The organism is Streptomyces sp. CA189 (assembly GCF_056428985.1).
Window position 1 is genome coordinate 26539 of record NZ_JBWJVM010000043.1, and the last position, 12441, is coordinate 38979.

Genomic DNA, 12441 nt, shown 5'->3' on the forward strand with positions numbered 1-12441 from the left:
TTTCTTGCGAAGGGACAAGCGGAAGCCGGATACTGCGCCCATGACCGACAAGGACCCCGTCGACGCGATCACCGACCAGTGGTACGCGGTGCGACCCGATCTGGACACCACGCCCATGGCGGTCTTCGGCCGGGTCTTCCGGATCTCCAAAGCCATGGGTGACGCGATGGACAAGGCCTACTCGCGCTACGGAATCGCGCGCGGGGAGTTCGACGTCGTGGCCACGCTGCGCCGAAGCGGAACCCCGTACACCCTCTCGCCCCGCCAGCTCTCGGCCACGCTGATGCTCACCACGGGCGGGATGACGGGACGGCTGGACAAGCTGGAGAAGGCCGGGCTGCTCCGCCGCAGCCCCGATCCGGACGACCGGCGGGGACTCCGGGTGACCATCACCGACCGGGGCCTCGCGCTCATCGACGAGGCGGTCGAGGCGGGTCTGGAGGCACAGCGCGAAGCGCTCACCGGGCTCGACGAGGCGGAGATCACGGCGCTCATCGGCCTGCTGCGCAAGGTGATGGCAGGGGTCCCCTAGCTAGCTACTAGCTAGGGGGTGTCCGGCGGATCATGAGCGAAGCCGGACGTGGATCCCGTTGATGTCGCATGATCCGCCGGGCAGGACCCGGCGGCTCGCCGACCAGGCAGGACGATCTAGGGTGTGCCGATGCAGCCCTCCGCTCCGCCGCAGATACCGGCGAACGAGCTCCGGCCCGGCCGTCACTGGTATGCCACAGCGGCCGCGATCGCCGTCTTGCTGATCGTGCTGGGTGCGGCCATCGGTGTGTACCGGTTCTACAACGTGATCGACTCGGTGGACACCGCCCATCAGTTCACCAACGGTGCCACCGTCGCCCTGCGGCTCGAGCCGGGGAGCGAGAAGACGATCTGGATCAAGGACCAGGAATTCGGTCCGTCGGCCGCCCCGGAGTGCAGCATCACCGGGCCGGGCGACCCCGGTCTCACCGATCCGGGAACCGACGTGTTCCTCACCCGTGACGAGACCTGGAATCCGCTCCACACCATCGACGTGCCACGAGCAGGTGACTACGAGATCACCTGCTCGTCCCGAGCACTCTCCACGTACGCCATCGGGGACTCCGGAGGCATGTTCGCGTTCGCGGGCTGGCTGATACTGGCCATCGCTCTGCCCGTCCTCGGAATCGGCATCTGCGCCGCCATCGTCCTCGTCACCGCCTTGCGCCGCAGAGGCCATCGCAAGCGGCTGCTCGCCGAACGCCACGCCTCCGGTGGCGGCCACCCCGCGCACCCCGGGCCGGGCCCCGGTGCCGGCCCACGATGAACGCCGCCCTGCGCCCCGCGGAACCGGGCCGGGGCACGACAAGGCGCCGGGGGTCCTCATGGACCCCCGGCGCCTACGTTCGGTCTTCGGTCAGCTCTCGTTCTGCGTCTTGCGCGACTTGTCGCCGACCATCACCAGACCGGCGATGACCAGGAACAGCACGATCGGCGCGGCCACGTAGAGGCCGAGCGTCTCGGCGACGCTCAGGCCCGGACCCGGGTCGTCGCCGTCGTCACGGGTGAGCGCGAGGGCGGGAGACGTCATCAGCAGCATCATCAGCGTCGTTCCGGCCGTGACGGCGCCGGCGCGCAGAGCGTTCTTCTTGTCCACGGTGCAAACGTAGCGAACACCTAAACACCGCGCGCGCCCGGGGGTGCCGTACGGGTTCCCGCCGCCCCCCGCACCGCCCCCAGCAGGGCGTTCGCCCGCGGCGAGGCGGCCAGTGCCTCCAGGGTCAGCGGCCGGCCCTCCGCGTCGGCGACCGGGAGCCGCCAGTTGGGGTACTGGTCCCAGGTGCCGGGCAGGTTCTGCGGCCGCCGGTCCCCCACCGCGTCGGGCAACCAGACCCCGAGCAGCCGGGCCGGGGTGCGCAGCAGGAACCCGTACAGGGCCCGTACGGCGGCCTCCTCGCCCTTGGTGTCGAGCCCGAGGTCCTCCAGTACGTCCAGCCAGCGCGCGGTGTCGGCCGCGTCCTCGGCGCGCTCCCGCTCGGCCGGGCGGGTCAGCAGGCCCAGCCGGTCGCGCAGTTCCACGTGGGAGCCGGCCAGCTTGGCGGCCGTGGGCGGCAGATCGTGGGTGGTCACGGTGGCCAGGCAGTCGGACCGCCAGCGCTCCGGCTCCAGCGGCTCCCCGTCCCCGCCCCAGTCCCGCTCGAACCACAGCACCGAGGTGCCCAGCACCCCGCGCCGGGCCAGCGCCTGACGGACCCCCGGCTGCACGGTGCCGAGGTCCTCGCCGATGACCAGGGCCCCCGCCCGGTGGGCCTCCAGGACCAGCAGGGCGAGCATCGCCTCCCCGTCGTACGAGACGTACGCGCCTTCGGCGGGCGGGGCCCCTTCCGGGATCCACCAGAGCCGGAAGAGTCCCATGACGTGGTCGATGCGCAGGGCGCCGGCGTACCGGAACACCCCCCGCAGCAGGGTCCGCAGCGGCGCGTACCCGGTGGCGGCCAGCCGGTCGGGCCGCCACGGGGGCAGTCCCCAGTCCTGGCCGCGCGCGTTGAAGGCGTCCGGCGGGGCGCCGACGGAGACGGCCCGGGCGTAGTGGGGGGCCCCGAAGGGGGCTCCGGTGGCGTCCGAGCCCTCCGGGTGCACCCCGACGGCCAGGTCGTGCACGATGCCGACCGCCATCCCGGCCTCCTTGGCGGCCCGCTGGGCGGCGGCGAGCTGGGCGTCCGTCAGCCAGACCAGCCAGCGGTGGAAGTCGGCCCGGGCCTCCGGGTCCTCCCCGGCGTGCCCGGCGCACCAGGCGGCGTGCCGGTCCAGCTCCGCGCCCTGGTCGGCGCGGAACTCCCCGTAGGCCGCCTCCCGTTCGGGGGTCCGCGGGACGGCGTACAGCAGCTCCAGGGCGGCCCGCTTGAGGGACCAGACGGCGTCCCGGTCGATCAGCGCCCCCTTCTCCAGCACCTCGCGCCGCAACTCCGCGCCCCGGTCGGCCAGCTCCGCGAGGGCGGCCCGGTCCGGGCAGTCGGCGTACTCGGGGACGTCCTCGATCCGCAGGTGCACCGGGTCGGGGAAACGGCGCGAGGACGGCCGGTACGGGGAGGGGTCGGTCGGGGTGCCGGGCACGGCCGCGTGCAGCGGGTTGACCTGGACGAAGCCGGCTCCGTGGACGCGGCCCGCCCAGCGCGCCAGCTCCGCCAGGTCGCCCAGGTCACCCATGCCCCAGGACTGCTCGGAGAGCACCGAGTAGAGCTGGACGAGCAGCCCGTGCGTGCGCTCCGGCGCCGCCGGGGCCCGGTCGGGGGCCACGATCAGGGTGGCGGTGGCGGTGCGGCCGTCCGGGGCCTGCGCGCGAATCCGGTGCACGCCGAGCGGCGGCTCCCCCGCGCCGGCCGCGCCCCAGGCCACCGGCGGCTCCTGGGGGGCCGCGCGGCCCGCCGCCCGGGGCGGCCCGTCCTCCTCCGCCTCCAGCAGGGTCCGGGTCCCCGGCGGCAGCGCGGCCAGCTCCACGGGCGGCCTGGCCCCGGCCCACCACACCAGCACGCGCGGCAACAGCCGCCGCGCCGCGTCGCGTTCGGCCGCCGCCAGGTCCGCCCGTACGGACTCCGGGGTGTCCGTGTTCACCCCCAACTCCCGCAGCACGGCGGCCACGGTGGCCTCCGGGACCCGGAGGGTGACGTCCTCGGCGGGCTGGTAGGTGGTGGCGACTCCGTGCAGGGCCGCGAGCCGGGCGAGGTCGTCCATCAGGTTCCTTGTCGTCTAGTCACCCGCGGCGGCCGCCGCGGCATGGGTGGTCGGCTCGCTGGTCAGCGGGGCCTCGCAGGCGAGCGGGGGCTCACTGGTCAACGGCGCGTGCGCGGCGTCGGCGAGCGACGGCTCGCTGGTGAGGGGCCGTTCGTCGGGTCCGGACTGCGCCGGCAGGTGGGCGAGCGGCGGACGCCGTTTCGGGGTGGGCGTGGATATGGAGGTGGTGGCGTTCTCGGTTTTCACGGCCTCGGTGTTCACCGGCAGGCACTCCTTCGTGCGTGAGGATCGATCAGGACCCGCGGACGGCTCCCACTGTGTCGGTCCGCGCGTAGTGCGCGCACCACCGACAGCGGAAATTCTCCTGTGCGGTCCGTGAATCCGTACAGACGTGCCTGCGTTCGGGCCGCGCGCGGGAGGTGTTGCGGAGGTCCGCGCCGATCACCGCACACCCGGAGCCTTCGGCCCTGGCGTGCGGGATCGCCGGGAACACCCTCCGGCGCGCGCCCCGGAGAACATCCCAGCCATACCCAGTCGGCCGCACCGCATTCCTGGCCGATCCAGGTCAGATCACCCGCAGACGTTGACACCCCTGCCGTACGGATGGTGGGCTCTGGCTCGTTCGTACGAGCGGGGGACGACTCGGGACGGGGTGGCTCCGTGCACATCAGGGGCAGGAAGCGGGCCACGGCCACGGCCGCGGCGGTCGCCGTCATCGGCTCACTGCTCAGCGGCTCGGCGGTCGTGGGTCCCCCCACCGCCTTCGCCGCACCGACCTCACCCACCGCGCCGGACGCCCAGGACGCACCCGCCGGGCCGGGCACCGCCGCGGTTCCCGCGGCGCTGCGCGACCCCGCGCCCGTTCCCGTACCCGCCCCCGTGCTCGACCCCGGCTCCGATCCGGCGCGCACCGCCGCCGAGGGGCCCGCGGTGTGGCCCCGGCCGCAGTCGATGGCCGCCGACCCGGCGCGCGCGGTGCCGCTGGGCGCCGAAGCGGTGCTGGTGCTGCCCGCGGACGTGGACCCGTACGCCGCCCAGGTGGTGCGCGACGCCCTGCGCGGAGCGGGCGTACGGACCCTGCACGAGCGGGCCGACGGGGATCCGCTGCCCGCGGCGGGACCCGTCGTACGGCTCCAGGGGCCGTCCGACGGGACCGCCGAGCGGGCGCTGCGGGCGCTGGGCGCGGACGCGGCCGGCGACCTGCCGGCCGGCGGCTACCGGCTGGCGGTGGGCCGCGCCGAGGGACGGGACACCGTCGCGCTGGCCGGCACGGGCGGCGACGGGCTCTTCCACGCGGCGCAGACGCTGCGTCAACTGCTGGCCCAGGGCGGCGGGAAGGTGCCCGGCGTCCTCGTACGGGACTGGCCGTCCGCCCCGGTGCGCGGGATCACGGAGGGGTTCTACGGGACTCCGTGGACGGCCGCCCAGCGGCTCGCGCAGGTGGAGTTCATGGGCCGCACCAAGCTGAACCGGCTGCTCCTCGCGCCCGGCGACGACCCGTACCGCACCACGGACTGGCGCCGCGACTACCCGGCGCCGCAGGCGGCGGAACTGCGGGAGCTGGCCGGCCGGGCGCGCGCCAACCAGGTGGTGCTCGCCTGGGCCGTGGCGCCCGGGCAGTCGATGTGCCTGGCCTCCTCGGCCGACCGGGCGGCGCTCGCCCGCAAGCTGGACGCCATGTGGGACCTCGGATTCCGGGCGTTCCAGGTGCAGTTCCAGGACGTCAGCTACACCGAGTGGGGCTGCCGGGCCGACCGGGAGCGGTACGGCACGGGCCCGGAGGCGGCCGCGAAGGCGCACGCGGAGGTCGCCGGCGAGCTGGCCGCGCACCTGGCCCGGCGCTATCCGGGGGCGCCCGCGCTGTCGCTGCTGCCGACGGAGTACTACCAGGAGGGCGCGACGCCCTACCGGAGCGCGCTGACCGACGCCCTGGACGACCGGGTGGAGGTGGCCTGGACGGGCGTCGGCGTGGTGCCGCGCACGATCACCGGGCAGGAGATGACCGGGGCGCGCTCCGCGCTCGGGTGGCATCCGCTGGTCACCATGGACAACTACCCGGTCAACGACTGGGATCCGGGCCGCATCTTCCTCGGCCCGTACGCGGGACGCGACCCGGTGGTCGCGGGCGGTTCGGCGGCCGTGCTGGCCAACGCGATGCCCCAGGGCACCCTGTCGCGCATCCCGCTGTTCACGGCGGCGGACTTCACGTGGAACCCGCGCGGCTACCGGGCCGCCGACTCCTGGGCGGCGGCCGTGTCCTCGCTCGCCGGACCCGACCCCAAGGCCCGCGAGGCACTGGCCGCGCTGGCCGGGAACAACGCCTCCTCCGGCCTCGCCCAGCCCGAGTCCGCCTATCTGGTCCCTGTGATCGAGGAGTTCTGGCGGGCCCGGAGCTCCGGCGACCCCGCGGCGGGAGACCGGCTGCGGGCCGCCTTCCGCGTCCTGCGCGAGGCCCCGGACCGGCTGCCCGCGCTCGCCGGGGAGGCGGGGCCCTGGCTGTCGCGGCTCGCGCGCTACGGAGCCGCCGGGGAACTGGCCCTCGACGTCCTCCAGGCGCAGGCCCGCGGGGACGGGGCGGCGGCCTGGCAGGCCTCGCAGGCCTTCACCGCCGCCCGCGCGGCGCTGTCCGGGGCGGAAGCCGCCCGGGTCGACAAGGCCGTGCTGGACCCCTTCCTGGCGCGGGCCGCGGCCGAGGCCGACGCGTGGACCGGCGCGGCCCTCCGGCCGGGCACGGTGACCCGGCAGCCCGACGCCTGGACGGTCGCGCTGGCCGCCGCCCGGCCGGTGTCGGTGGTGACCGTGATGACCGACCCGCTGCCGCCCGGCAGCCGGGGCGCCGCGATCGAGGCCCACGTACCGGGAGAGGGCTGGCGCAAGGTCGCGGAAGCGGCGGCTTCGGGCTGGACCCAGGCCGACGTGGGCGGCCTGCGGGCCGACGCGGTCCGGCTCGTCTGGTCGGGGCCGGCTCCGGCCGTGCACAGCGTGGTCCCGTGGACGGCGGACGGCCCGGAGGGCCGCTTCGAGCTGGCGGAGACCGTGGACGCGGAGATCGGCGGGGCCCCGCAGCGGATCCCGGCGGAACTGTCCGCGCTGCGTCCCGGCGAGGTCCGCGGACCCCTGTCGGCGACGCCGCCGCCGGGGGTCTCCGTACGCCTGCCGGAGACGGCCGCGGCCGCGCGCGGTACGACGGCGACCGTCCCGGTGGAGGTCACGGTGGCCGCGGGCACGGCGCCGGGCACCTACGAGGTTCCGGTCACCTTCGGATCCCAGACGCACACGCTGAAGGTCCGCGCCCATCCGCGCACGGCCGGCCCGAACCTGCTGCGCTCCGCCGTGGCCTCGTCCTCGGCCGACGAGACCCCCGCGTTCCCCGCGTCGGGGGCGCTGGACGATTCCCCGGCGACCCGCTGGTCCTCGCCCGCGGCCGACGGGGCCTGGTGGCAGGCCGAGCTGCCGGCTCCGGCGCGGATCGGGCTGCTGCGGTTGCGCTGGCAGGAGGCCTACCCGTCCCGGTTCCGGGTGGAGACCTCGGCGGACGGGGTCGCCTGGCACCCGTCGGCGACGGTCGCCTCCCGCGGCGGGGTGGACTCCGTCCACCTGGATCCGGCGGCCACCCCGGCCCGCTTCGTCCGCGTCACCTGCGAGACCCGCGCCACCCGCTACGGCTGCAGCCTGCTGGGCGCGGAAGCCTTCGCGGTGGCCCCGTAGGGGGCCGGGCAACCCTGCGGGGCAGTCCCCTACCCGCCCTTCGCCCGTTCCCCGGGCTCCGCCCGGACCCGGTCCTCAAACGCCGGACGGGCTGAATTTTGCCGCGCAGCGGCAAATCCAGCCTCGCCGGCGTTCTTCGCCCCGCGCAGCGGGACACCCGCAGCCGGGGCCCGGCTCAGGGATTACGACGCGACCGCCGCCGCGGCGACCGGCAGCCCGATGCGGTCCAGCGCATCCTCCGCCCCGAACGGCTGGAGGTACGGCATCCAGCACGGATCCCGGTGCCCCGTCCCGATGATCCGCCAGGCCAGCCCGGACGGCGGAGCCGGCTGGTGCCGCAGCCGCCAGCCGAGGTCGACGAGGTGCCGGTCGGCCTTGACGTGGTTGCAGCGGCGGCACGCGGCGACGACGTTGTCCCAGGCGTGCTGCCCTCCCCGGCTGCGCGGGACGACGTGGTCGACACTGGTGGCGACGGCCCCGCAGTACATGCAGCGGCCGCCGTCCCGGGCGAACAACGCGCGCCGGGTGAGTGGAACGGGCCCCCGGTAGGGGACCCGCACGAAGCGCTTGAGCCGAACCACGCTGGGCGCGGGGACGGCCCTTGTCGCGCTGTGCAGAAAGGCGCCGGATTCTTCCAGGGAGACGGCTTTGTTCTCCAGGACGAGGACGAGCGCGCGACGGAGCGGTACGACGCCGAGGGGCTCGTACGACGCGTTGAGGACCAGGACGTGCGGCACGGACTGCCTCCTTGTACGTCGGCGGCGCGTGGCTCGCGCCGGGACGATCTGCTTTCCAGTCTCCCCTTACGGCTGGTCGAAGCGCCACCACGCGCCCGTAACGGGTCCGAGGTGTTTTCAACCACACCCGCTTCATCCCCGCGTGAGTCTGGTCTCTCCCTCGAACATGGCAACAAGTACGGGCAAGTGCCCCGTTAGGGTGGATGGTCTGCCCGCCCCACCCCTTCCGCGGGCAGGACGCCACATCTGGAGGTTCCCGCCGTGCCCTGGCCTGCCGCACTGCTCCCGCTCGCAGCCGACAACCCGGACGCGTCCCAAACGATCAGAGAAACCCACGAGAGCGTCACGAACGCGGCCAGTTTCATAGAGGAGAACTGGGCCGGATGGCTGTACCTGGGCCTGCGGATCCTCCTCATCCTGGTCATCGCCTTCGCCCTGCGTTCGGTGGTCCGAAAGTCGCTGACCAAGCTGATCACCCGGATGAACCGCGGCGCCGACGCCGTCGAGGGCACGGCCCTGAGCGGGCTGCTGGTCAACGCCGAGCGGCGCCGTCAGCGGTCCGAGGCCATCGGTTCCGTGCTGCGTTCGGTGGCCTCGTTCCTGATCCTCGGCACGGCCGGCCTGATGGTGCTCGGCGCGCTCGACATCAACCTGGGACCGCTGCTGGCGAGCGCCGGTGTGGCCGGTGTGGCGATCGGTTTCGGCGCCCGGAACCTGGTCACGGACTTCCTCTCCGGCGTGTTCATGATCCTTGAGGACCAGTACGGCGTCGGCGACAAGATCGATGCCGGTGTGGCCTCGGGCGAGGTCGTCGAGGTGGGTCTGCGCGTCACCAAGCTGCGCGGCGACAACGGCGAGATCTGGTACGTCCGCAACGGCGAGATCAAGCGGATCGGCAACCTCAGCCAGGGCTGGGCCACGGCCGGCGTGGCCGTGCAGGTCAAGCCGACCGAGAGCCTCTCCCGCATCCGCGAGGTGATCAAGGGGATCGCCGACACCATGGCCAAGGAGTCCCCGTGGGACGAGCGGCTGTGGGGTCCGGTGGAGGTGCTGGGCCTGGACGAGGTGCTGCTGGCCTCCATGACGGTGTCGGTGTCGGCGAAGACGATGCCGGGCCAGCAGTTCGCCGTGGAGCGCGAGCTGCGCTGGCGGATCAAGGACGCCTTCGACGCCGCGGGCATCGGGATCGTCGGTGGCCTGCCGGCACCCGAGGAGGACGCGGCCCCGGCCGACCCCTCGGCCTCCGTCGCCCCGCCGTCGGCGCTGGCGAACCCGACCTCCCCGCAGTCCCTGGCCACCGCGGAGATCCCGCCGCCGGCCGTGGGCGGCGCGGTCTCCGGTCCGCGCATCACGAAGTAGGCGCCTTCCCAGCCGCCCCGCACACACATGTGTGGCACTGCCCCCGCAGATCCGATCTGCGGGGGCAGTCGTGTACGCACTCCCATTGACACGAGCGACCCACCAATAGGAAACTTACCTAACAGTTCATCTCGGTGAGGGAGAAGCCACCCCATGCCCGCCACCCCCGGTACGCCCAGCCTGTTGCGCGCCCTGAACGACCGGGCCGCCCTCGAGCTCCTGCTGACGCACGGCCCGCTGTCCCGGACCCGGATCGGGCATCTCACCGGCCTCTCGAAGCCCACCGCCTCCCAGCTGCTGGCCCGCCTGGAGGCCGCCGGGCTCGTCGTCGCCACCGGCACCGCCACCGGCCGCCCCGGCCCCAACGCGCAGCTCTACGCCGTCAACGCGCGGGCCGCCCACGTCGCCGGACTCGACGTCACCCCGGGCCGGATCCTCGCCTCCGTGGCCGACCTCGCCGGCGAGGTGATCGGCAGCCACGAGCTCCCGTACGCGGAGGGCACCGGACCGGTCGAGCAGGTCACCCGCGCCCTCGGCGAAGCCGTCAAGGACGCCGGGCTGCACCTCGCCGACATCCACCGGGTGGTCATCGCCACCCCCGGCTCCTTCGACCCCCGCACCGGGGTGCTGCGCTACGCCGACCACCTGGCGGGCTGGCAGTCCCCCACGCTCCTCGACGAGCTCGCCGCGGCCCTGCCGATGCCGGTCGAGTACGAGAACGACGTGAACCTCGCCGCCGTCGCCGAACAGCGGCTCGGGGCCGCCCGCGGCCACGAGGACTTCGTCCTGCTGTGGAACGAGGAGGGCCTCGGCGCCGCCCTCGTCCTCGGCGGCCGGCTGCACCGCGGCTGGACCGGCGGCGCCGGGGAGATCGGCTTCCTGCCGGTCGCCGGGCATCCGCTGGTCCGCCAGGTCACCCGGGTCAACTCCGGCGGCTACCAGGAGCTGGCCGGCGCGCAGGTGCTGCCCGCGATGGCGGCCCGGCTCGGCGTCGACGCACCGCCGGCCGCCGCGGCCGGGGCCGGTTCGGTGCACGGCGCCGTGCACGGGGCCGAGTCCGGGGCCATGGTCGAAGCGGCGGCCGCGCTGCTGGCCCAGGCCGCCGCCGCACCCGAAGGGGCCCACCTGGAACTCCTGCGGGAGTACGCCACCGCCCTCGCCACCGGACTCGCCTCGCTGGTCGCCGTGCTGGACCCGGAGATCGTGATCCTCTCCGGCGCGCTGACCATCGCGGGCGGGGAGCCGCTGCGCGAGCTCCTCGAAGCCGAGCTCGCCGACCTCGCCCCGTCCCGGCCCCGGCTGGTGACCGGCGAGGTGCGGGAACGGCCCGTACTGCGCGGGGCACTGGAGAACGCCCTCGCCGCCACCCGCGACGAGGTCTTCGACACCTCCCGCCGCTGAACCGCACCACCCGCACCACCCCGCACGAGCCCGCACCGCATCACCCCGCACCGCATCCCCCCGCACGAGCCCCGGCGCACGCAGCCTCGTACAGCACACCCGCACCACCTGCCCCGCACCGCACCTCCCCCGCGTGAGCCCACACCGCTCCTCCCCACCCCTCCAGGAAGTCCCCCCGCGCAGAGAGTGACTCCGCCATGCCCGGAATCCGCCGCCTGACCGCCGCCGCCACCGCAGTCGCCGCGATATCCGTACTCGCCACCGCGTGTACGGGCTCCGCCTCCCACACGGCCGCCGACGACCCGAACAAGGACGTCACCCTCAACTTCTGGCACGGCTGGTCCGCCCCCAGCGAGATCAAGGCCATCGAGGACAACATCGCCCGGTTCACCAAGGCCCACCCGAACATCAAGGTGAACGTCACGGGCAACATGACGGACGACAAGATCAACCAGGCGCTGCGCGCCGGCGGGGAGAAGGCCCCCGACGTGGTCTCCTCCTTCACCACCGACAGCGTCGGCAAGTTCTGCAACACCGGCGCCTTCGCCGACCTGAACCCCTTCCTGAAGAAGTCCGGGATCGAGAAGGAGAAGGTCTTCCCCAAGACCCTGATGCAGTACACCCAGTTCAACGGCAACCAGTGCACGCTGCCGCTGCTGAACGATGCGTACGGCCTCGTCTACAACAAGACCGCCTTCGAGGCCGCCGGGATCACCGAACCGCCCAAGACCTGGAGCCAGTTCACGGCCGCCGCGCAGAAGCTGACGATCTCCAAGGGGGATTCGTACCAGCAGCTCGGCATCATGCCCACCTACCACGGCTACGAGACCGCCCCCCAGCGCCTGGCCGCCCTGTGGAGCCCGGCGTACTTCGACGCCGACGGCAAGTCCAACCTGGCCAAGGACCCCGGCTTCGCACAGATGCTGACGGCGCAGAAGGACCTGGTCGGCAAGCTCGGCGGGTACGAGAAGCTGGAGAAGTTCCGCACCACCTTCGGTGACGAGTGGAGCGCCGAGCACCCCTTCCACCTGGGCCTGGTGGCCATGCAGATCGACGGCGAGTGGCGGGCCCCCATGGCGAAGGAGGCCGGGGTGAAGTTCGAGATCGGGACCGCGCCGATGCCCGTCCCGGACGACCGGATCGCCGAGTACGGCAAGGGCTACCTCTCCGGCACGATCATGGGCATCGCCTCGGGCAGCAAGAAGCAGAACGCCGCCTGGGAGCTGACGAAGTACATGACGACCGACACCGACGCGGTCGTGGAGTTCGCCAACGCCATCCACAACGTGCCCTCCACGCTGGCCGCCCTGGACTCCCCCAAGCTCCAGGTGAGCCCGGAGTTCAAGACGTTCATCGACATCGCCAAGCACCCGAAGTCGACCACCACCCCGGCGCAGGTGGACGGCGGCACCTACCAGCTGACCTTCACCGACTTCGCGTACGCGGTCGAGAAGGGCGAGGTCGCGGACATCCCGGCCGGTCTCGCCAAGACCGACCAGCAGATCGACACGGACATCGCGAAGGCCAAGTAGCC

10 protein-coding genes are annotated in these 12441 nt (G+C 73.7%); 6 read left to right on the forward strand and 4 right to left on the reverse strand.

The genetic code is table 11. From position 1 onward, the window contains the following. The first annotated feature begins 40 nt into the window (after nucleotides 1–40). Both AC061S_RS27360 and AC061S_RS27365 read left to right on the forward strand, forming a co-directional pair. Nucleotides 41–532, forward strand: a complete 492-nt coding sequence (locus AC061S_RS27360; protein ID WP_478688545.1) for a MarR family winged helix-turn-helix transcriptional regulator — start codon at nucleotides 41–43, stop codon at nucleotides 530–532. A gap of 129 nt (nucleotides 533–661) precedes the next feature. Further along, a complete protein-coding gene (locus tag AC061S_RS27365; RefSeq protein ID WP_478688546.1) occupies nucleotides 662–1297 on the forward strand; it encodes a hypothetical protein in 636 nt (211 codons plus the stop codon). Nucleotides 1298–1387: 90 nt separating this feature from the next. Here the strand turns inward: AC061S_RS27365 and AC061S_RS27370 are convergent, their stop codons facing one another. Genes AC061S_RS27370 through AC061S_RS27380 form a run of 3 tightly spaced genes read right to left on the reverse strand, consistent with a single transcriptional unit; the run spans nucleotide 1388 to nucleotide 3948 of the window. Continuing rightward, nucleotides 1388–1627 (reverse strand): hypothetical protein, encoded by a 240-nt coding sequence (locus tag AC061S_RS27370; protein WP_266877650.1) that lies wholly within the window; start codon nucleotides 1625–1627, stop codon nucleotides 1388–1390. Between the two features lie 20 nt (nucleotides 1628–1647). Next, complete coding sequence (locus AC061S_RS27375) at nucleotides 1648–3702, reverse strand: 4-alpha-glucanotransferase (protein WP_478688547.1); 2055 nt, start codon at nucleotides 3700–3702, stop codon at nucleotides 1648–1650. 15 nt (nucleotides 3703–3717) lie between these two features. Further along, entirely contained in the window at nucleotides 3718–3948 is a 231-nt protein-coding gene (locus AC061S_RS27380; protein WP_478688578.1) for a hypothetical protein, read from the reverse strand. A gap of 420 nt (nucleotides 3949–4368) precedes the next feature. Between AC061S_RS27380 and AC061S_RS27385 the strand changes: the two genes are divergently transcribed. After that, nucleotides 4369–7410 carry a beta-N-acetylglucosaminidase domain-containing protein gene (locus tag AC061S_RS27385; RefSeq protein WP_478688579.1) on the forward strand — a complete coding sequence of 1014 codons (3042 nt, stop codon included), beginning with the start codon at nucleotides 4369–4371 and terminating at the stop codon, nucleotides 7408–7410. Between the two features lie 182 nt (nucleotides 7411–7592). Here AC061S_RS27385 and AC061S_RS27390 read toward each other — a convergent pair whose 3' ends face one another. Further along, a complete protein-coding gene (locus AC061S_RS27390; RefSeq protein ID WP_478688548.1) occupies nucleotides 7593–8147 on the reverse strand; it encodes an HNH endonuclease in 555 nt (184 codons plus the stop codon). A gap of 261 nt (nucleotides 8148–8408) precedes the next feature. On the opposite strand from AC061S_RS27390, the gene AC061S_RS27395 reads away from it, so the two are divergent. The 3 genes from AC061S_RS27395 (at nucleotide 8409) to AC061S_RS27405 (ending at nucleotide 12439) form a co-directional block, all read left to right on the forward strand. Beyond that, a complete protein-coding gene (locus AC061S_RS27395) occupies nucleotides 8409–9506 on the forward strand; it encodes a mechanosensitive ion channel family protein (RefSeq protein ID WP_478688549.1) in 1098 nt (365 codons plus the stop codon). A gap of 153 nt (nucleotides 9507–9659) precedes the next feature. Then, on the forward strand, nucleotides 9660–10907 hold the full coding sequence (locus AC061S_RS27400; RefSeq protein WP_478688550.1) for an ROK family transcriptional regulator: 1248 nt from the start codon (nucleotides 9660–9662) through the stop codon (nucleotides 10905–10907). Nucleotides 10908–11104: 197 nt separating this feature from the next. After that, a complete protein-coding gene (locus tag AC061S_RS27405; protein ID WP_478688551.1) occupies nucleotides 11105–12439 on the forward strand; it encodes an ABC transporter substrate-binding protein in 1335 nt (444 codons plus the stop codon). Nucleotides 12440–12441: the final 2 nt, after the last annotated feature.